This window comes from Amycolatopsis sp. NPDC059235, from assembly GCF_042754125.1.
GTDB classification, from domain to species: Bacteria; Actinomycetota; Actinomycetes; order Mycobacteriales; family Pseudonocardiaceae; genus Amycolatopsis; species Amycolatopsis albidoflava.
The window spans coordinates 1-20,304 of record NZ_JBHZAG010000126.1 but is presented as its reverse complement, the minus strand read 5'-3'; the positions used below and the strand labels follow the sequence as shown (position 1 = coordinate 20,304).

Genomic DNA, 20,304 nt, shown 5'->3' with positions numbered 1-20,304 from the left:
CCTGCGACCTCTGGGTTATGAGCCCAGCGAGCTACCGAGCTGCTCCACCCCGCGTCGTTGTGAAAACAACAATACACCCCCCTCCAAACCCCCCAACACCACCCCCACAAACACCCCCCAACCAGCAAAAACACCCCGCACACCCCACCCCCACCACCCCACCCCCACATCCCCGCACCAGACCCTCCCCCACGAAAGTCCCACCCAAAACAAAAAAACACCACGCCTTCCGCACCCCACCCAACCCAGCCCACCCGCACCGGAATATTCCAACGCCCCAACGATTCCCGACCCTCTACACAAGACAAAAAAGAGGTCTAAACCTGTCAATCCCCCCAAGACAACATGCCCAACCCCATTAAGCGCCCCAAGTTCTTGCTCTCTGGGCGACTTCAGCCCCACAAGACCTGTTTGTGTGGTCGGCTCGGTGCTCGGTGGGCGGTGGGGTGTCGGTTGGCGTTCGGGGGCTGCGGGGCGGCTCGGCGGGGGGCGTGGTCATGGGGGCGGGGATTCGTTTGGGTACTGGGAGGAAGCCCCATCCCCCAACCCGCCCCACGAGCCAAGCTCGCTCCGCGAGCAACGGCCACCCCAACGAGCCAAAAACAAAGGCGAGACACCCCCGCAACGCGCCCCAACCGGGGGTCCAGGGGGCTTGCCCCCTGGCGGGGGTCTGGGGGTTCGACCCCCAGAGGCAACAACGAAAGAGGCCCGTCTTCGCGCTTTTTGCGAAGACGGGCCTCTCACCTCTGTAGCGGGGACAGGATTTGAACCTGCGACCTCTGGGTTATGAGCCCAGCGAGCTACCGAGCTGCTCCACCCCGCGTCGTAGGACCTACCTTACGCCCTGGTTTCGGGCGGCCGCAAAGCAGGTGCCTATTAGGTAACCGAGGTCACCCGCCGGGTTGGGACGGCGGCCCGCTGGAGGCGGGCGGGGTGGTGGGTTTGGCGGAGTTGTATTCCTTGGTGGCCGCGTCGAGGGCCGCGAGGGCCGCGCCTTGGTCGGTGAAGTTGCCGGATTGCTGTGCCGCTTTGAGTTTGGCGAGCGCGGCTTGGATGTCGGCGACCGCTTTGTCCATGGCCGGGTTGCTGCCGCCGGTGCTGGGCGGCGGGGTGGCGGTGCTGGATGTCGGCGGGGTCGTCGTGGTGCCGGGGTCGCTTTCCTTGGGCGTGGTGGCCGCCGCGCCGGTGCCCTTGCCGAAGACTTGGTCGAGCGCTTCGTTGAGGGTGGACGCGAAGCCGATCTTGGCTCCGTAGGAGACGAGCACGCGGGCCAGCTGCGGGTAGCTGAGCTGGTTGCGCTGGCGGATGTAGACGGGTTCGACGTAGAGGAATCCGTCGGCGACCGGCAGTGTGATCAGGTTGCCGTAAATGGGAATGACGTTGGGGTTGTTCAGCAATGTCCGGTCTTGGGCGACGCGGGGGTCGCTCTGGAACCGGTTTTGCACCTGGACGGGTCCGTCGACCTGGTTGGCTCCGCTGGCCGGCGGTAGTCGGAGGACGCGGATGGTGCCGTAGTCCTGCGGATCGGACGAGATGGACATCCAGGCCGACAGGTATTGCCGTTGCAGACCGGTGAGCGCGCTGGTCAGCTGGAAGGTCGGCCTGCCTTCGCCCGCCGCGTTGGCGAGGACGTAATAACCGGGCTGGTTGGCGACATTCGCGCCGGCGGTGGTGGAACTGCCGTCCTCGGTCGGGTCCTGCGGGACGCTCCAGAACGCCTGCTGCGCGTAGAACTCCTGCGGGCTGTCGACGTGGTAGCGGGCGAGCAGTTCGCGCTGGATCTTGAACAGGTCCTCGGGGTAGCGGAAGTGCGAGCGCAGTTCGGGCGAAATCTCCGAGCTTGGCTTCACGACGCCGGGGAAGACGTTCTCCCACGCCTTGAGGACGGGTTCGTTGTCGTCGATCGAGTACAGGTTGACGGTGCCGTCGAACGCGTCGACGGTCGCCTTCACCGAGTTGCGGATGTAGTTGATCGAGTTGTTCGCCTGTTTGGTGACGCCGTTGAGCGAGTCGTTGGTCGCCTCGCCGAGCTGCGTCTGCTGGGCGTACGGGTAGTTGTCGAGCGTGGTGTAGCCGTCGACGATCCACTGGATGCGGCCGTTGACCACCGCGGGGTACGGGTCGCCGTCGAGGGTGAGCCACGGGGCGACCTTGGCGACGCGGTCGCGCGGCTCGCGGTTGTACATGATCTTCGAACCGTCACCGATGGCGTCGGAGAAGAGGATCTTCGGTTCGCGGTACTCGGCGGCGAACATCAACCGGTTGAACCAGTTGTCGAGCGAGACGCCGCCCTTGCCCTGGTAGAGGTAGTCGCGCTTGGCATCGGTGTCGTACTCGCCGGGGGCCTTGCCCGGAGTGCCGCCGACGATCGCGTAGTCGGACTGGTTGGTGAGCTCGCCGTAGTAGATCCGCGGCTGGTCGACCTTGATGCCCGGCTGGCCGTTGACCGAGCCCGCGCCGGTCGGGTTCGTGGTGTCGCTCGTGGTGGCGATCGGGTAGCCGCCGTCGGAGTTCGAATCCTTCACCGCACGGTCGATCGTGTTCGCGGGCGCGGCCACGAATCCGTTGCCGTGCGTGTAGACCATGTGCTTGTTGATCCAGTTGGTCTGGTTGCCGCTCAGCCCGTCGGTCTTCATTTCCTTGGCGGCCACGATGTAGTCCTGCGTGGTGCCGCCGATGGTGTAGCGGTCGATGTCCAGCTTGGACGGGAAGCCGTAGAAGTTCTCGCGGCCGACGCGCTGGGTGAAGGTGTCGCTGAGGATGTTCGGGTCGAGCAGCCGGATGTTGGACACCGTGCCGGTGTCGCCCTTCACCGCGTCCGCGGTGGTTTCGGTCTTGCCCGGGTACTGCTCGTACTTCACGTTGGTGAGGCCGTACGCCGCGCGCGTCGCGTCCATGTTGCGCTGGATCGACGGCGCTTCCTTCTCGTTGGCGTTCGGCTTGACCGAGAACTGGTCGAGGATCGCCGGCCAGGCGACGCCGACCAGCACGCCGGAGAGGATCAGCAGGACCAGCGAAATCGCCGGCAGCTGCAGATTCCGCAGGAACGCGCCCGCGAAGAACGCGATCGCGCAGATCACCGAAATGCACAGCAGGATCAGCTTCGCCGGGAGCACCGCGTTGAGGTCGGTGTAGGTGGCTCCGTTGAACAGCGGCATGTTCCGGTCGGACAGCAGCAGGTTGTACCGGTCGAAGAAGTACTCGACGGCCTTCAGCAGCACGAAAAGCCCGACGGTGATGGCGAGCTGCGCGCGCGTCGGGCCGGCCAGCTGGCCGCCGCGGCCGGCGAGCCGGATGCCGCCGAAGATGTAGTGCGCGATCAGCGCGCCGAAGAACGAGACGACGACGGTGACGAAGAGCCAGCCGAGCAGCCAGTTCACGAACGGCAGGGTGAAGGCGTAGAAACCGAGGTCGATGCCGAACTCGGGATCCTTCTGGCCGAACGAGGTGCCGTTGAGGAACAGCTGGATCGTCTGCCAGTCCCCGGTCGCCGACGCGCCGGAGATGACGCCGGTGAGCACCGGGATGCCGATGCCGAACAGCCGGATCCGGCTGACGATCACCGAGCGGTAGCGCGAGAGCGGATCGTCGCGGCCGGACACCGGCACGAACACCGGCCTGGTCCGGTAGGCGATCAGCAGGCTGACCGCCAGCGCCCCGCCGACCAGCAGCCCTACCGCGAGGAAGAGCACGATGCGGGTGACCAGCTGCGTGGTGAACACCGAACGCGCCTGCAGTTCGCCGAACCACAGCCAGTCCACGTAGGTGTCGAGCAACCGGACGCCGGCCAGCAGGGCCAGCACGATCACCGCGGCGATGATGAGAAGGATCCGGCTGCGCCGGGACAGCTTCAGGCTCACCGGGGGCCGAGTCGCCACGGCAATGCTCCTGTCTTCGTGAACACGTTCGCCGGGGACAGCTGTGTCCCCGTGACCTCTAACTCTACGGACGGTGCCGCGAGTTCCCGGGACCACCCAAACCGGGCACGCGCGGCGCGTCGCGAGGACGCCTGACACGATGGTCGCCATGCCACCGAGTGAGCCGTCTGCCGCCCACCCTGTCGCCGGGCTGGCCCGGGAAGTCGAAGAGTTCGTCGCCGCCGCGGGCTGGAACCAGCCGCCGCAGTTGTTCGCGCTGGTGCCGACCGCCGCGCTGCTGGACGAACAGCCTGAGCTGGCCGGTCAGCTCGACCGCGCGAACCCGCTGACGCCGGTGGCCCAGGAGGCGTTGCCGGACGGCGATCTCGCCGAATCGCTCGGCCGGATCGCGTGGCCGGACATCGTGGTCGGATGCGCGCTGGCGCAGGAAATCATCGTGCTGCCCCCGGACGTGGAGGCGGAGCTCGAAGGAATCGCCGAGGCGGACGCCGAAAGCCTTCGCCGCGCCGCCGCGGACCACCCGCGCCGCACCGAGGCCCGTCTCGTCGCCGCTGTCCTCCGCGAAGGCGACGCGGCCTGCGTGATGCGGCTGCGCGGCGTGCAGCCGGGCGACGAGGACGAGAACGCGGTCGACGAACTGGTGGAAAGCCCGGATCTCGCGCCGAATCTGGTCGACGCGCTGAAGACGACCCTGCAGCCCTGATCAGCCGGGGACGGCCACCTTTCGCTCCGGCGGCTGGTGGCCGTACCGGGCGATGTCGACCGCGTGCGGGTCGGCGAAGTGGTCCGACCAGGATCGATCGACGTGGTGCGGCCGGGCTCCTTGGAGGCCGAGGTAGGCCGACACCAGGCTCGGGCCCGCCCGCCGCAGTCCGGCGGGCGGCTCGGGCAGCCGATGGACCTCGCGCAACTGCCTGCCCATCAGGAGCAACAGACTCGGCGCGGCGAGGCGACGCGCGGGCCGGGGGAACCAGCGTCGCCAGTCGAGGAACAGCTGGTCCACGAGTTTCCGGCCGCCGTCGGTGAAGCCGAGCCGCTGCTCGTAGCCGTGGATCCAGTCCAGGAATTCTCTTCGGCTGGGCGGGATTTCGAGGCCCATGTGCTCGCCGACGCCGCGCCAGAAGCAGTAGTGCGCCTGGTCCTCGGCCTCGGTGAACACCGACAGCCCCAACTCGCCGAGGATCCGGGCCGGCTCGAAGATCAGCGACCCGAGGGTGAACAGCTTGTCCTCGCCGGTGATGCCGAACCGGGCGTGGATCTCTTCCATCCGGTCGATCACCCGGCGACCGGCTTCGCTGCTGTGCCCGTGCCGGATCATCTCGCCGAAGAAGACGAGAGTGTGGTCGTTGCGCCGCCGGACGTTCCGCATCATGTCGCCGGAGCCGGTCCGGTAGACGATCCGCGCGATCGACGGCGAGGCGACCTGGCGGGCGAACGCGACGGTGTAGGCGCCGTGGACGAACATCGCGTCGCCGTATCGGACGCCGAGGCTGAGGTGGGTGATGGCCTCGTTGTCTCGCACCGGGTCGAGGGCCGCGATGGCGGCGGCGAGGCTGCGCCCGCCCGCGAGTCCGTTCATGGGCACCTCCGGACCAAGTAAGAACGCCAGCGTTCCTGATCCTGCCGACTATCAACTAGGAACGTGCGTGTGTCAAGATGGCCCGGTGCCCGAAGTAGTCCGCCCCTACCGCGGTGTCAGCGCCGACGAGCGCCGTAGGCAACGCCGAAACCAGCTCCTGGAAGCGGGTCTCGACGTGGTCGGCGAGGTCGGCGTCGCCGATACGACAGTTGATCTCGTCTGCAAGCGTGCGGGCCTGTCGAAGCGCTACTTCTACGAGAGTTTCGCGGACCGGGAAGCGCTCTTGACAGCGGTGCTCACCGGGGTTTTCGACGCCGTCCGGTCCTCGTTAGAGACAGCACTGACGGACGCTCCCTCACCCGCCGAGGAACGGATGACGCTGCTGGTCACCGCCACTGTGGAGGCCATCGCCACCGACCCCCGGGTGAGCCGGTTATGGGTGGAAGCGAATCACCATCCGGCCTTGGAACAACACCGGAGCGAGGCTTACGCCGAGTTCGCCGACCTGCTCGTCAGCATCCTGCTCCCCGGCCGCGAGGACGATCCGGACGCCCGGTCGGCCTTCGTTCTGGTGGTCGCGGGGACCACCGAAGTGCTGCGCCGATGGCTCGCGGACGGATCCCCGGGCAGCACGGCGGGCATCGTCGACGTCCTGCGCAGAGTCGGCCTGGCCGTCACCGGCGAGTTCGGCTGACAGTCAGCAGTGCGCGGTCGGGCGGCCGGCCTTCAGGTTGTCGAGCTGCTTGAGCGCGTCGTCCAGCGTCGACACCTTGATGAGGTTGAGCCCTTCCGGCGCGGCGGATTTCGCCTCGGCGCAGTTGTGCTCGGGGACGAGGAAGTCGGTCGCACCCGCTTCCTTCGCGCCGACGACCTTGAACGAGATCCCGCCGATCGGCCCGACCTGGCCGGTCTCGCTGATCTCGCCGGTGCCCGCGATGTGCCTGCCGCCCGCGAGATCGCTGCCCGGCTTCCCGGGCGGGGTGAGCCGGTCGATGATCGCGAGGGTGAACATGAGCCCGGCCGACGGGCCGCCGACGTCCTGCAGAGAGATGTCGACGGAGAACGGCGCGACCGCGCGGTCGACGGCGGTCAGCCCGAGGAAGCCCTGGGTGCGGTCCTCGCGCTGGGCGAGCGTGACCGGCACGGTGCGTTCCGGCTGGCCGAGGTGCTGGAAGGTGACCTGGACGGAGTCGCCCGGCTTGGTGTTGGCGATCGAGGCGGCGACCTCGGCGGCCTCGCGGACCTGCTTGCCGTTGACCGCGATGAGTTTGTCGCCGGGGGCGAGGATGTGGTCGGCCGGACTGCCGGACACGATCTGCTTCGCGACGACCTGCACCGGGTAGCCGAGGTGGCGCAGCGCGGCGACCTGCGCGTTGCTCTGCGAGTTCTGCAGCTGCTGGATGTTCTCCTGCTTGACCTGCTCGTTGGTCTCGCCGGGCTTGTAGTACTCCTCGCGCGGCGCGAGCGCGTAACGGCCGCTGGCCCAGAGGCCGAGCGCGGTGAAGAGGTTGATGCCGTCGTTGAGCGAGACGGTGGTCATCCGCAGTTCGCCGCTGGTGCCGTAGGTCTGCTGTCCCTTGACCTGGATCACCGGGTTGCCCGCGGCGTCGCGGCCGAGGGTGTCGTAGGTGGGTCCGGGGCTGATCGCGACATACGGCACCTGGACCAGGAACCCGGCCACGACGAACACCAGGAACAGCACGCCGCTGACCAGCATCGTCCATCCGCGGCGGGTCATCCGCCGGTCGCTGCGGGCAGGCGCGCGCGACGGCTCGGCGCGGCGGGACTGGTTCGCGGTGTCCTCGTCCGGTTTTGTCACGAGCGACAGCGTACGGTGACTGTGTTCGCTTCCCGGTGAAGGCCACGGTTGACGCGCTGAGCCGGGTCGTACCCGCGTACGGTGGAGCTATGAGCAATCCCCCGTTCGGCTTCGGACCGCCCGATCCCGACAAGCGAGGCGACAACGACCCCTCGAACCCGGGCCAGCCCGGCGGAGCCGAGGCGTTCAACCAGCTCGGGCAGATGCTGAGCCAGCTGGGCCAGATGCTGAGCCAGGCGGGCTCGTCGAGCGGGCCGGTCAACTACGACCTGGCGAAGCAGATCGCACTCCAGAACCTGAGCGGACGGGACGACGCCAAGATCGGCTTCACGTCTGAGGGCGGCGACTCCGCCACCGCCGTGCGCGACGCCGCACACCTGGCGGAGCTGTGGCTCGACGCGGCGACGATCCTCCCCGCGGGCGCGACGTCGACGGTGTCGTGGTCCGCGCGCACCTGGGTCGAGAAGACGCTGCCGACCTGGCAGCGGCTGTGCGACCCAGTGGCGCAGCAAGTGTCCGGCGCGTGGATGCAGGCGCTGCCCGAGGAGGCCAAGCAGGCGGCGGGTCCGCTGCTGTCGATGATGGGCCAGATGGGCGGCATGGCGTTCGGCTCCCAGCTCGGCAACGCGCTGGCGCAGCTCGCGCAGGAAGTGCTCACGTCGACCGAGGTCGGCCTGCCGCTCGGCGAGGCCTCGACGTCGGCGCTGCTGCCGGCGAACATCGAGAAGTTCACTGAGGGCCTGGAGCTGCCGGCGAGCGAGGTGCTGGTCTTCCTGGCCGCACGCGAGGCCGCGCACCAGCGCCTGTTCGCACACGTGCCGTGGCTGCGGCAGCGCTTGCTGGCGACGGTCGAGGAGTTCGCCCGCGGGATCACCGTCGACACCTCCGCGCTGGAGTCCCTGGCCGGAAGCATCGACCCGGCGAACCCGGCGAGCATCGAGGAAGCGATGTCGTCCGGTCTGCTGGAGCCGCAGACCACCCCCGAGCAGCAGGCCGCCCTGAAGCGCCTGGAAACCCTGCTGGCGCTGGTGGAAGGCTGGGTAGACGTGGTGGTGGCGGAGGCCATCGGCGACCGTCTCCCCGGAGCCGAAGCCCTGCGCGAAACGCTGCGCCGCCGCCGCGCGACCGGCGGCCCGGCCGAGCAGACCTTCGCGACCCTGGTGGGCCTCGAACTCCGCCCGCGCCGGATGCGCGCCGCGTCGTCCCTGTGGAAGCTAGTGGAAGACCGCCACGGCATGGAAAAGCGCGATGGTCTCTGGTCCCACCCCGACCTGATGCCGACCGCCGAAGACCTGGACGAGCCCCTGGACTTCGCCGACCGCATGGCCGAACCGGCGGCTCTCGCGTCGGACCTGGACCCGATCGCGGAGCTGGAGCGCACGGAGAAGGCCGAGCGCGAGGCCCGCACGGCCGCCGAGGGCGGCGACGAGACTGGCGGGACCAAGGACTCCGACGCTGCCTCCGCCGACAAGGGCGACGAGACTCCGAAGGACGAGGGGAACTCGCCTTCCTGAGGCTGCCCAGCGATCTGCCTAGGCTGCCGTTCGACCCACCGCGCGGACCGTCTCACCTGGTTGAGACGGTCCGTGCGGCGTTTGTACCGCCTGCGCTCCGCTCCGCAACGCTCGAAACTGCTCCGTCTCGTTTCCTCCCACCGGCAATCCGCGGTGGCTTTTCGCTGCCCTCCCAGTAGCTGGCCTGGCCGCCGAACTGTCGGGCTGCTCGACGGGTCGCCCGCTCTCTCGGAAACCCCGGCGACGTCTGGTCCTCGCGGCCGCAACAGCCGCGCGCCTAGTCCTCGCGAAGATCCTCGCTCCGCAGCCGCAGGCCACGCACTCCGCACTCCGTCCAGCTGGCCGCACCCGGCCACTCACCTGCTCTCCCCCGCGTCTCGCACAGCCGTCTGGTCCTCACTCCCGCAAAAGCCGCGCGCCTAGACCTCGCGAAGCTCCTCGCCCCGCGACCACAGGCCACACACTCCGCACTCCGCCCGGCTAGCCGCACCCGGCCACCCACCTGCTCTCCCCCGCACCTCGCGCAGCCACAGCCGCACCCAGCCGCCCGAGCCCGAACCCGAACCCCAGCCCGTCAGTCCTCCTCCGAAATCCCCCACCCAGCCGCCGCCGAAAGACCCTCCAGGTACCCGATCGCCCGTTCCGTCTTCGGATACCGGTTGACCAGCGTCCAGAACGCCGCGTCGTGCCCCGGCTCCTTCAGGTGCGCCAACTCGTGGATCAGCACGTAATCCAGCACCCACTGCGGCACCCGCTGAAGCCGGTCGCTGACCCGGATGGTCGCGTCCACCGGCGTGCACGACGCCCACCTGGTCCGCATCGGCGGCACCCACCGCACGCTGGCCGGCAGCGCTTTCCCGTCCAGGTACTTCGCCCCGAGCAGGGCACAGCGCGCCAGCAGCGCCGCGTCCGACGCCTTGGGCGGCGCCGCCTTCCGTCCTCCCGAGCGCAGCAGCCTGCGCTCCATCTCCGCGACCCAGTGTTTCTCTTCCTCGCGGGTCATCCGTGCCGGGATGAGGACCACCAGGGTGTCCTCGTTCCAGTACGCGGTGACCGTCCGGTGCCTGCGCTGGCTGCGCCGCACCTCGACCTTGTGTTGAGAAGTGTCCGACGGGGCTTTCTCGCCCCTGCCTCTCAGTGAGGGCATCCGTGCTTCGACCACTCGACAACGGTAAGGCTCAGCACCGACAACTTGGAGCGCCGAAAGGTCACAGCCCTGAGTTGTCCACAAGTAGATTTCCCTGTGGACAACTCGGCTTCTCACCCGCGAGTGGAGCTCCGGAGCTGCCAAGCTGGCCGCATGACCCTGTCCAGTGTTCCGCCGCCGGATGTGCTCCTCCCGGCGTATCCGACGTTGCTTCCGGGCATCCACGTGCTCGAACGCGACGGCAACGAGATCCAGTTCGGCCTCGACCCCCGCCACGGCATCGTCGCCAACGGCCTGCCCGCTCCGATCGTCGACAGCGTCCGCAGGCTCGACGGCCGGCGCGGGCTCGAGGACGTCCTGCTCGCTGTAGGCGAACACCGGGAGCAGTTCCAGCTGCTGCTGAAACAGCTGTCCGCGCTCGGTTTGGTCACGGAAGCGGCGAAGAAGAGCGCGAAACGGGTCGAGACGGGGTTGTGGTCGCTGCGAGCGCGGCACTACCAGCCGGCGCTTATGGACCGTCGCTGGCAAAGCCTGATCGCGGTCCATGGCAGCGGACGGATCGCCGTGGCAGTCGCCGCGCTGCTCGCGGCGTCCGGAGTCGGGCACCTCGACATCCGGGCGTCCGGCACGGTCACCGAAGCCGACCTCGGCTCCGGGTTCACGCCTGCTGAACTGGGCCAACCGAGGCAACGCGCGATCCGGACCGTCGTCGCCCGGGTCGCGCCGGACGTCACCACCGCCCGAAACCAGCGGCGACTCCCCGACCTCGTGCTGCTCACCGACACGCTCGTCCCGCCGCCGGAAGAAGTGGCCGAACTGGTCGACTCGGCCACCTCCCACCTGCCGGTCCGGGTGTGCGAGGGCACGGGCATCGTCGGGCCGCTCGTCGTGCCTGGTCGCAGCGCCTGCCTCCGCTGCTGTGACCTGCATCGGACCGACGCTGATCTGTCGTGGCCAAGGATCGCGACGCAGCTGGTAGGCCGGATTCCACGAGCGGATCTGGGTGCCGTGCACGCCTGCGCCTCGCTCGCTGTCGCGCAGGCGATGCGTCTGCTTTCGCCGAGCGAAACCCCGCCGCCGGCCTGGAACGCCACGCTGGAGATCGACAACTTCGACGGAAAGTTGCACCGCAAGGACTGGGAGCCACACCCGGACTGCGGCTGTGGTGCGCCCGTCCCCTTCGAGGAAGGTCCCTTGCCTGCCGAAGAGGCGCCTGAGGAGGTGCTGCAAGAGACGTAGGACACACCTGGGTGCGGTCAGCAGGCTGCGGGCGTCGCGCTCGTCAAGGCAGAATCGCAGGGTGACCGACTTTCGCGACCGAACCGGAGACCGCGATTCCGCCATGCCGCGTCGCGGCGCTGCCCGTACCGCGAAGCTGGCGAGCCTTCCGCTCGGCATCGCCGGACGAGCGGTGGGCGGCTGGGGCAAGCGGCTGGCCGGGCAGAGCGCTGAGCAGGTGAGCGCGACGCTCTCGGCCAAGGCCGCTGAGCAGCTGTTCGAGGTGCTGGGCACGCTCAAGGGCGGCGCGATGAAGTTCGGGCAGGCGCTGAGCGTCTTCGAGGCCGCGGTGCCGGACGACATGGCGCAGCCGTATCGGGAAGCGCTCACGAAGCTGCAGTCGGCCGCGCCGCCGATGCCTGCGCGGCAGACCCACCGCGTGCTCGCCGAGCAACTGGGCCGCTCGTGGGTTGGACGGTTCTCGCACTTCGACGACGAACCGGCCGCCGCGGCGAGCATCGGCCAGGTGCACCGCGCGACCTGGCACGACGGTCGCGAGGTGGCGGTCAAGGTCCAGTACCCCGGTGCCGACGAGGCGCTGCGCAGCGACCTGCGCCAGTTGCAGCGCTTCAGCAGGCTGTTCCAGGCTTTCGTCCCGGGCACCGACGTGAAACCGCTGCTCACGGAGCTGGCCGAGCGGATGGACGAGGAGCTGGACTACCTCGCCGAAGCCGACAACCAGCGCGCGTTCGCGAAGGCATTCGAGGGCGACCCCGAGTTCCTGATCCCGCGCGTCGTGGCGAGCGCGCCGAAGGTGGTGGTCAGCGAGTGGGCCACCGGAACCCCGCTGGCCAAGATCATCTCGGACGGCGATCCGGCCACCCGTGACCTCGCCGGACGGCTGCTCGCGGAGTTCCACTACTCGTCGCCCGCGCGGGCGCATCTGCTGCACTCCGACCCGCACCCCGGCAACTTCATGCTCACCGGCGACGGCAGGCTGTGCGTGATCGACTTCGGCGGCGTCGCGAAGCTGCCGCACGGAATTCCGCGGCACCTCGGCGAAATCACGCGACTCGCCCTGGACGGCCATTCCGACGAGCTGATGCGGCTGCTGCGCGAAAACGGTTTCGTGCGGGCGGATTCGTCGCTGGAAGCCGACGAGGTGCTCGCCTATCTCGCACCGTTCACCGAGCCGCTGGCCGAGCCGACGTTCCACTTCACGCGCCGCTGGATGCAGCGGCAGGCGGGGCGCGTCGGCGACTCCCGAGGCAACGACTTCCACGTCGGCCGTTCGCTGAACCTGCCGCCGGAATACCTGATGATCCACCGGGTCACGGCAGGATCGACGGGCATCCTCTGCCAACTCGACGCCGAGATCCCCGCCCGCGGCATCGTGGAACGGTGGCAGCCTGGGTTCGCCGGCTGAGTTATCCACAAGGCGAGGGCGCGACGCCGAGTTGTCCACAGATTGCGCAAGGTGGTTTCGCGGAGTTGATCAAGCCGTCATTCTCGAGGTATGACGACTACAGCAAGCACGGATTCCCTCGCCTTCGGTGACCTGGTCTCGCATGGAGTTCTCCATCGCCGGCATCTGCGCGTCGCGGGAATTTCCGATCGAAGAGCCGCACAACTCTCCGGCCCGGGCGGCCCGTGGCGACAGGTGTATTCCGGCGTGTACCTCGTGCACGACAAACCTCCGAGCCGCGAAGAACTCCTGCACGCAGCCGTTGCCCGATACGGTCCCGGAACCGTCATCACCGGCACAGATGCGTTGTGCGCACACGGAATCAGCCATCCCCGGACCCCGGAAATCCATCTGCTGGTGCCGCACAACCGAAGGCCGGCCAACGAACCGAGCGTCATCACGTACCGCACCGCCCGGATGCCCAAGGCAATCCTGATCGACGGCCTGCCCTACGCAAGCGCCGCCCGCGCCGCTCTCGACCTGGCCAGACGGGAAAACGATCCGGACGAAATCGCAAGGCTGGTCTCGCTGCCGCTGTACTGGGGTCTGGCGGACCGCGCCGAACTGACGCGCGAACTGGACAACGGAAACCAGCGCGGTTCAGCAGCCGTACGCACAGTCCTGCGCAGCCTCGACGACCAAGAAACCTTCGCGCACGGACAAGCACTCCGTGTCCTCCAACGAACCCCGCTGCCCACCCCGCAATGGAACGTCGCAGTCTGCGACCGCCGCGGCCGCCGGCTCGGTACCGCGGATGCCTGGTGGGACGAAATCGGCCTCGCCTGGCGCTACCGCACCGCAGCAGGCCCCGACGACTTCAGCCACCTAGCCCTAGCCGCAACCGGCACCGTGCTGTTTCGGTGCACCCCACGCCAACTCCGGGAATCACCAGCGGAGATGAGCACTGAGCTTCTCAATGCCTACCGCCACGCAGCACGCACGCCTCGGCCGAAGGTGCGTGCGATCTACAAGACGGGAAATGCCGCATGAGCCCAACTTGACCGCACGGGCGGGACGACCGGGGGCCGGGCCAGCACTGTGACAGGCGCTCGGCGGGCAGCCGTGCAGCAGGCAACGCCGCGGACGTGATTATGCAGGGGATCTAGCCGTCAGTGCTCGGTGAGCGACTCGTCTCGACGCATCTAACCTGGTTGCGCGCGAGGCTGATCGCCAGGAACTCAACTCGCAGGGCACCGGCATGCACGCGATCCAGTCTCCGGCATTCGTCAGACAGCCTGCCAACGACGTAGCAAAACTGGCAGCGGCAAACACGGTGCCGGTATTCGCTAAACGGATCGCCGTTGACGCTCCGGATCTTGCGGCGGCCAACCCCGACACCAGCACACGCCGCTAGGCCACCATTGGCACGCCGGATCTGGCTGTGGCCGACCGCGGGTACCGGTACTCGTCAACAGACCACCGTTGACACCACGAATCCGGCCGTGGCCAACCGCGGCACCCGCACACCCCAACAGGCCACCCTTGGCGCGCCGGATCTGGCGGTGGCCAACCGCAGGTACCGGTACTCGTTAAACGGATCACCGCTGATGCCCCGGATCTAGCTGCACGCAATCCGGTCACCAGTACTCGTCCAGCAAGCCTGCCCTCAGTGCCCGGGCCTGGTCGCACGCACTCCAGCCGCCAAGGCTCGCTGCGCGGCGTCCGACATGGTCTGCACGCGGTCCGGTCGCGAGGGATCGTCAGGCAGCCTGCATCCCGGATCTCGCGCGCTCGGTCACCAGTATTCGTCGGGCAGCTTGCCCTCGATGTCCCGGACGTGGTTGCGCACGCAGTCCGGGCAGAGCCAGCGCTGTTCGCCGTTTTCCTTGGTGCTGACCCAAGCCAGGGTCGCGAGCGGGTCCAGTTCGGCGGCACGTGCTCGGCCGCACCGGGAGCACGTCGGGGCGGGCGCGGTCATGGTCGGCGTCCGTGGTGCACGGTGCGCGCGCCGAGCAGGAAGAGATCTCGGCGTTTGCCGAGGTAGTGGGAGCTGTCCGGATCGAGCAAAGAAGCCAGCGTCGCGCGGTCTTGCTCCGCGAGGTGGTCGGCGCCATGCGTCGCGAGGCGGGAAAGGTGGTGGTGCACATAGTCGGCGAGGCCGTCCGGGCCGGGTGCGGGGTGGTCCACCAGCGCGCTGAACGAGCTGACGTCGGCGAGTCCGGCCCGTTCAAGCGCGACGGTCCAGCCGTAGGGCATTGGCACGGCGCCGTCGATGCCCTCGCGCATTCCGACGAACCATTCAGCCTGCGCGGCCTGCAACCGGTCCTCTAGGCCGGGCCGTCCGACTCCGAGATCCCAAGGGAGGCAAGAAAAAGACAATCCGCCTTCAGCGAGAGCGACCACGCCGCCAGCCCGCGCGACAGCGGCAAGCGTGCCGATCGCGGCCTGCTGGTCCGGAAGATGATGCACCACGCGCGACGCCCATACGAGATCCGCGGCGGGAAGCAGGTCGGGCAAGGCACCGTCGGCGAGATCGGCGACGATCGCCCGAACCTCGACTGTCGGCGCGGCGTCTCCGCCTGGTTCGAGGCCTTCGGCGGCGGCACGGACGGCGCGCTCGGCCTCGTGGAGCAGTTCGGGCGTCGCGTCGACCAGGATTATCGTGCCGCCGTGCTGGGTCGCCAGGGCTTGGGCGAAGTGGGTGCTCATTCCGCCGGCACCGCAGCCCAGGTCGATCACCGTGGGGTTGGCGGGGAGTTTCTCGATGAGGCGGGCTGCGATGGCGGCTTGCGCGGGAGCGTCGAGAGCGTCGGCCGCGCGGAGGAGAACCAGCCGGTCAGCCCAGTCGATGTGGTCGTGCGTATGTCCGGACACGGGCTCATTGAACACCTGTCCGCGGACGAGAACGAGCCTGGACGGTCCCCCGACGGACCTTCCAGGCTCATTCCCGCGAAGTGATCAGCGACGGTGTTGGCCGCGCGGACGTCTGCCCCTCCCCTTGGGCAAAGCGTCTTGCGCGGTCGCCCGCCTCCCCGTTCCCGAAAACCGATGCCGGTTGCTCGCAGCCGAACTGGTCGGGCAAGGCAGATCAGGTCGACAGACGTCCGGCGGCCTGGTTCGCAGCCGGATGATCAGACGAGGCGGCCGGATCAGATCCGCCCTGCCCGAGATGAGCCGGGCAGCGCGAATCGACTCGGAGGCGCGAATCGACTCGGAGGTGGGATCACAGCCCGGGCGGCGACGCTCGCCAGCCAGGATTGGAGGCAATTCTGGTGGCGGGCATCGGCTCCCGGGCAAAGAGGCACCGGCCGGGCCGGGCGGAGGCCAGCTGAAGCCGGACCCCGACCGGCCGCACCAGAGCGGGTCTGCTGAAGCCGGACCCGCCCCAGCCGCACCAGAGCAGGTCTGCTGAAGCCGGACCCGCCCCAGCCGCACCAGAGCAGGTCTACTGATGCCGGACCCCAGCCGGACCAGAGCAGGTCTAGCTGGGTGGTTGGAATCGTTCCGCTCGGCTGGTCGCCCAGCGGGCTACCCGCGACCAGCGGCGCGCGGCTCGCGCTCGGCGCCATGGGCGTTGGGCTTCGTGTTCGGTTATCAGGTCGCGTATTCGCGCTCGGGACAGTTCTTCGTGAAGCAACATCTTCGTGGTCTCCTGAGACTTGTTCTGCTTGGGTTTCGGCTGCACTCGGACCGGTTTTCCGGTGCGGGCCTCGAAATCGCGCGTGGTGATGAGGTCGACGGTCATGCGGCGGCGCTCCGGGCTGCGGCGGCGGGTTCGAGGGCTGCGTTCTTGCGCGGACGGCCACGGGGCCGCTTGCGCGCGATCACCGCACCGCGCTCGAAGATCTCCCCTCCCCAGACACCCCACGGCTCACGCCGGGCGAGTGCTCCCGCGAGGCAGGCCTCGCGGACCGGGCAGCCGGCGCAGAACGCCTTGGCCCGCTCGAGTTCCGCGGGCGATTCGGCGAACCAGAGGTCCGCGTCGCGCGAGCGGCAGGGGAGTTCGGGCTCAGCGACCCCGTCGAGCAGGTCGCCGATGTCGAACCCTTCGGCTAAGGGGCCCTCGGCGAGGGCGATGGCGGCAGACATATCCGTGCTCCTTTGCGATTCGGTGGTGGTGTGGCGGTGGGCGATCGAACTGGACAACTTGTTCCTTCTTGTTGTGCAGCCAAAAAAACACGAAGGCCGCGGATCCGGTTACCGGTTCCGCGGCCTTCGTGAGCCTTGAGTCCTGACGTCAGGTCAGGAACTTCGCTCCCGTATCGACAACGGAACACGGAACTGCTTGATGGTCGGCAGATCGACATCAACCTGCGGGTACGCGGCAACGACGGCAGCGGTCGCGAGAGTGATGCCGGCCGGGGCCCCGTTGCGCTCGATGCGACGCAATCCGTCAACGTGACGACGCGTTCCGTCGATGTGCGCGAACGTGGACACACCGGTGCCCTGGCGCGGGGCGGCGACGGTCATGCAGACAGGCAGACCAGTGCCAGGGATCGTGTGCATCAGATTGCTGATCATTTCACCGGCACCGCCTTTCTCTGTCGGACTGCGCCGCGCGGAGCGGCGGCCGTCATGTTCTTGTTCTTCCCCAGACCGGGCCTTCTTCTCGCCCGGGTGCCTACGCAGGCTATGCGCCCCGGCACAGCCGGGGCAACTTATTTTCCCAAATCTCTGCCGAAGAGACGAAGATCGCCCCCTAGCAGCAGGTTCGCCGCATCGATCACCGCGAAGACGCGGTCAAGATCGCATCGACGAACGGACCACGTCGAGCACTTCCGCGCCGAACCGCTCCAGCTTCGTCGCGCCGATCCCGGAGATCGACACCAGCGCGCCGTCGTCGGTCGGCCGTTGCTCGGCGATCGCCATCAGCGTCGCGTCAGTGAACACGACGAACGCCGGGACCTTCAACTCCCGCGAACGCTCCCCGCGCCACATCTTCAGCTTCTCCAGCAAATCCTCATCCACTGTGGACGGGCACTTTCCGCACCGCCCCAGCTTGACCTCCATGGTCTGCACCAGCGGACCGCCGCACAGCCGGCAGCGCGCGACGTTCGACCCGGGCTTCGACACCTGCTGCGAACGGGCGATGCGCGCCGCCGGGTGGTCCTCCGGGATCAGCCCGTACAGGAACCTCGACCGCCGCCGGTTGCGTCCCCGGCCCTGACCGCGCGAGAGCGACCACGACAGCGACAGGTGCTCCCGGGCCCGCGTGACGCCGACGTAGAACAGCCGTCGTTCCTCTTCGATCGCGGCGTCGTCGCCGTCCGCGTGCAAGATCGGCATGGTGCCCTCGGACAGCCCGACGAGGAACACCGCGTCCCATTCGAGGCCCTTCGCCGCGTGCAGCGACGCGAGCGTGACGCCTTCGACCGTCGGCGGGTGCTGCGCCGCCGCGCGCTGTTCGAGCTCCGCGACGAACCGCGGCAGGTCCGCGTCCTCGACCGACGCCGCCAGCTCCTCGGCCAGCTCCACCAGCGCGAGCAGCGCGTCCCACCGCTCCTTCGCCGCTCCGCCGGACGGCGGCTGCTCGGTGAGCCCGACCCGCGCGAGCACCGAGCGCACCGCGGTGACCAGCTCCAGCGAGGTCGGCTCCATCGACGCCGTGCGCAGCGCTGCCATCGCCTGCCGCACCTCGGTGCGCTGGAAGAACCGCTCGCCGCCGCGGACCAGGTACGGGATCCCGGCTTCGGTGAGCGCCTGCTCGTAGGCCTCCGACTGCGCGTTCACCCGGAACAGCACCGCGATCTCGCTGGCCGGCACGTCCGCGTCGAGCAGTTCGCGGATCCGCCGCGCGACCGCGCCGGCTTCGGCGGCCTCGTCCTCGTACTCGGCGAACTGAGGTTCCGGCCCCTCCGGCCGCTGTCCGATGAGCTTCAGCCGCGACCCGGCCGGGCGTCCGCGCGCGGCACCGATCACGCGGTTCGCCAGCGCGACGACCTGAGGCGTCGACCGGTAGTCGCGTTCGAGGCGCACGACGGTCGCTTCCGGGAACCGCCGCGTGAACTCCAGCAGCGACTTCGGCGAGGCACCGCCGAAGGAGTAGATGGTCTGGTTGGCGTCGCCGACGACGGTGAGGTCGTCGCGGCCGCCAAGCCACGCGTCGAGCAGCCGCTGCTGCAACGGCGTGACGTCCTGGTACTCGTCGACCACGAAGCAGCGGTACCGGTCGCGGAACTCGGCCGCGACCGCGTCGTGCTTCTCCAGCACCGCGGTGGTCTGCAGGAGCAGGTCGTCGAAGTCGAGGACCTGCGCGTTCGTCTTCAGCTCCTCGTACCAGCGGTAGACCTCGGCGACCTGCGCGACCGGCGCGGGGGTGTCGCGCTGCGTCCGCGCGGCGACCGAGGGGTAGTCGTCCGGCGAGACGAGGGACGCCTTGCTCCACTCGATCTCGCTCGCCAGGTCGCGCAGCACCTCGGTCTCGGTGCTCAGCCGGACGCGCTGGGCGGCCTGGGCGACGAGCCGGAACTTGTTGTCGATCAGGTCCCACGGCCGGTCGCCGACGACCCGCGGCCAGAAGTAGCGGAGCTGACGGCGGGCGGCGGCGTGGAACGTCAGCGCCTGCGCCGCGTCGACCCCGAGGCCGCGCAGCCGGGTGCGCATCTCCCCCGCCGCGCGCGTGGTGAAGGTGACGGCCAGTACTTGCCCGGGCGAGACGTGGCCCGATTGCACCAGGTGGGCGATGCGGTGCGTGATCGTCCGGGTCTTGCCGGTGCCCGCTCCGGCGAGGACGCACACGGGACCGCGGGGGGCCGCCGCGGCGGCGCGCTGCTCGGGATCAAGCCCGTCGAGCAGGCCCGCGCGGCTCTGCCGGCTCTGGGGAGACGATGCGATGGCCACCCCGCGATCCTCGCAGAGGGGGCCGACGGATTCCCGGCCGGGCACGCGGCCGTATCCTGGTCATATGGCGGGCAAGCAGGACAAGGAAGCGGCCAAGCAGGCCAAGCGGGAAAAGCGCGCTGCGAGCAAGGCACGGCGCGGCCAGCTGTTCGAGGCGTTCAAGATGCAGCGCCGCGAAGACCCGATGCTCATCCCCTGGATGGTCGGTTCGATCGTGGTGGTCGCCGGTGTGCTGTTCGGCATCGGGTTCATCTTCGATATCCAGTGGACGCTGCTGCCGCTGGGCGTCGTGCTCGGCATCCTGCTCGCCGTGATCATCTTCGGCAGGCGCGTGCAGCGCACGGTCTACGGGAAGGCCGACGGCCAGCCCGGCGCGGCCGCCTGGGCGCTGGAGAACCTGCGCGGGAAGTGGAAGGTCACGCCGACCGTCGCCGCGACGACCCAGCTCGACGCCGTGCACCGCGTGCTCGGCCACCCCGGCGTGATCCTCGTGGCGGAGGGCGCTCCGCACCGGGTGAAGAACCTGCTCGCGCAGGAGAAGAAGCGCGTGTCCCGGCTGGTGGGCGACACCCCGATCTACGACGTCACGATCGGCCACGAGGACAAGCAGGTCCCGCTCAAGAAGCTGCAGTCGCATCTGACGAAGCTGCCGCGCAACCTCAAGCCGGCCCAGGTCGACGCGCTCGAAGCGAAGCTGGCCGCCCTCGGCTCGCGCGGCGCGGCGATGCCGAAGGGGCCGATGCCCGCGGGCGCGAAGATGCGGAACGTGCAGCGCACCATCCGCCGTCGCTGACGCTTGCTTACCGAGAACCCCCGGCCCGCCACGGCCGGGGGTTCTTCGCATTCGAGGGAGCGGGCTTGCGGTCCGTGAAGGGCTCCTTGAGGGAATCTGATTCCCTCAAGG

Annotated in this window: 16 protein-coding genes and 1 tRNA gene; 7 read left to right on the top strand and 10 right to left on the bottom strand. The window is 68.8% G+C overall.

Going from position 1 to position 20,304, the window contains the following annotated elements:
- Positions 1–749 precede the first annotated feature (749 nt).
- Both ACFXI3_RS43350 and ACFXI3_RS43345 read right to left on the bottom strand, forming a co-directional pair.
- Positions 750–823: transfer RNA gene (locus ACFXI3_RS43350), tRNA-Met, on the bottom strand.
- Between the two features lie 67 nt (positions 824–890).
- Positions 891–3,860 carry a UPF0182 family protein gene (locus ACFXI3_RS43345; protein ID WP_344269258.1) on the bottom strand — a complete coding sequence of 990 codons (2,970 nt, stop codon included), beginning with the start codon at positions 3,858–3,860 and terminating at the stop codon, positions 891–893.
- A gap of 166 nt (positions 3,861–4,026) precedes the next feature.
- Here ACFXI3_RS43345 and ACFXI3_RS43340 point away from each other — a divergent pair, with 166 nt between their 5' ends.
- The gene (locus tag ACFXI3_RS43340; RefSeq protein ID WP_344268864.1) at positions 4,027–4,581 is read left to right on the top strand and encodes a PPA1309 family protein; all 555 of its coding nucleotides are present in this window, start codon (positions 4,027–4,029) and stop codon (positions 4,579–4,581) included.
- On the opposite strand, the gene ACFXI3_RS43335 is transcribed toward ACFXI3_RS43340, so the two are convergent.
- The gene (locus ACFXI3_RS43335; protein ID WP_378407741.1) at positions 4,582–5,457 is read right to left on the bottom strand and encodes an oxygenase MpaB family protein; all 876 of its coding nucleotides are present in this window, start codon (positions 5,455–5,457) and stop codon (positions 4,582–4,584) included.
- A gap of 85 nt (positions 5,458–5,542) precedes the next feature.
- Here ACFXI3_RS43335 and ACFXI3_RS43330 point away from each other — a divergent pair, with 85 nt between their 5' ends.
- Positions 5,543–6,151: a TetR/AcrR family transcriptional regulator gene (locus tag ACFXI3_RS43330; RefSeq protein WP_378407739.1), complete on the top strand. Its 609-nt coding sequence runs from the start codon at positions 5,543–5,545 to the stop codon at positions 6,149–6,151.
- Positions 6,152–6,154: 3 nt separating this feature from the next.
- Here the strand turns inward: ACFXI3_RS43330 and ACFXI3_RS43325 are convergent, their stop codons facing one another.
- Positions 6,155–7,174 carry a PDZ domain-containing protein gene (locus tag ACFXI3_RS43325; protein WP_377928550.1) on the bottom strand — a complete coding sequence of 340 codons (1,020 nt, stop codon included), beginning with the start codon at positions 7,172–7,174 and terminating at the stop codon, positions 6,155–6,157.
- Between the two features lie 191 nt (positions 7,175–7,365).
- On the opposite strand from ACFXI3_RS43325, the gene ACFXI3_RS43320 reads away from it, so the two are divergent.
- On the top strand, positions 7,366–8,790 hold the full coding sequence (locus ACFXI3_RS43320; RefSeq protein WP_378407737.1) for a zinc-dependent metalloprotease: 1,425 nt from the start codon (positions 7,366–7,368) through the stop codon (positions 8,788–8,790).
- A 574-nt stretch (positions 8,791–9,364) separates the two neighbouring features.
- On the opposite strand, the gene ACFXI3_RS43315 is transcribed toward ACFXI3_RS43320, so the two are convergent.
- The gene (locus tag ACFXI3_RS43315; RefSeq protein WP_344268851.1) at positions 9,365–9,874 is read right to left on the bottom strand and encodes a M48 family metallopeptidase; all 510 of its coding nucleotides are present in this window, start codon (positions 9,872–9,874) and stop codon (positions 9,365–9,367) included.
- Between the two features lie 216 nt (positions 9,875–10,090).
- Between ACFXI3_RS43315 and ACFXI3_RS43310 the strand changes: the two genes are divergently transcribed.
- The 3 genes from ACFXI3_RS43310 to ACFXI3_RS43300 all read left to right on the top strand — a co-directional run bounded on the left by ACFXI3_RS43310 (position 10,091) and on the right by ACFXI3_RS43300 (position 13,610).
- Positions 10,091–11,176 (top strand): ThiF family adenylyltransferase, encoded by a 1,086-nt coding sequence (locus tag ACFXI3_RS43310; RefSeq protein WP_378407736.1) that lies wholly within the window; start codon positions 10,091–10,093, stop codon positions 11,174–11,176.
- Between the two features lie 103 nt (positions 11,177–11,279).
- Positions 11,280–12,581 carry an ABC1 kinase family protein gene (locus tag ACFXI3_RS43305; RefSeq protein ID WP_377928552.1) on the top strand — a complete coding sequence of 434 codons (1,302 nt, stop codon included), beginning with the start codon at positions 11,280–11,282 and terminating at the stop codon, positions 12,579–12,581.
- 90 nt (positions 12,582–12,671) lie between these two features.
- Positions 12,672–13,610 (top strand): hypothetical protein, encoded by a 939-nt coding sequence (locus tag ACFXI3_RS43300; RefSeq protein WP_378407734.1) that lies wholly within the window; start codon positions 12,672–12,674, stop codon positions 13,608–13,610.
- Between the two features lie 745 nt (positions 13,611–14,355).
- Here the strand turns inward: ACFXI3_RS43300 and ACFXI3_RS43295 are convergent.
- The 5 genes from ACFXI3_RS43295 to ACFXI3_RS43275 all read right to left on the bottom strand — a co-directional run bounded on the left by ACFXI3_RS43295 (position 14,356) and on the right by ACFXI3_RS43275 (position 19,400).
- Complete coding sequence (locus tag ACFXI3_RS43295; RefSeq protein ID WP_378407732.1) at positions 14,356–14,538, bottom strand: hypothetical protein; 183 nt, start codon at positions 14,536–14,538, stop codon at positions 14,356–14,358.
- Positions 14,535–15,434: a class I SAM-dependent methyltransferase gene (locus ACFXI3_RS43290; protein ID WP_378407730.1), complete on the bottom strand. Its 900-nt coding sequence runs from the start codon at positions 15,432–15,434 to the stop codon at positions 14,535–14,537. The genes ACFXI3_RS43295 and ACFXI3_RS43290 overlap by 4 nt, the downstream gene beginning before the upstream one ends.
- Before the next feature lie 867 nt (positions 15,435–16,301).
- The gene (locus tag ACFXI3_RS43285) at positions 16,302–16,649 is read right to left on the bottom strand and encodes a WhiB family transcriptional regulator (protein ID WP_344268833.1); all 348 of its coding nucleotides are present in this window, start codon (positions 16,647–16,649) and stop codon (positions 16,302–16,304) included.
- Between the two features lie 153 nt (positions 16,650–16,802).
- Positions 16,803–17,081, bottom strand: a complete 279-nt coding sequence (locus ACFXI3_RS43280; RefSeq protein ID WP_378407728.1) for a hypothetical protein — start codon at positions 17,079–17,081, stop codon at positions 16,803–16,805.
- Between the two features lie 219 nt (positions 17,082–17,300).
- The gene (locus ACFXI3_RS43275) at positions 17,301–19,400 is read right to left on the bottom strand and encodes an ATP-dependent DNA helicase UvrD2 (RefSeq protein WP_378407726.1); all 2,100 of its coding nucleotides are present in this window, start codon (positions 19,398–19,400) and stop codon (positions 17,301–17,303) included.
- 64 nt (positions 19,401–19,464) lie between these two features.
- Between ACFXI3_RS43275 and ACFXI3_RS43270 the strand changes: the two genes are divergently transcribed.
- Positions 19,465–20,193: a DUF4191 domain-containing protein gene (locus ACFXI3_RS43270; protein ID WP_344268824.1), complete on the top strand. Its 729-nt coding sequence runs from the start codon at positions 19,465–19,467 to the stop codon at positions 20,191–20,193.
- The last annotated feature ends 111 nt before the right edge of the window (positions 20,194–20,304 follow it).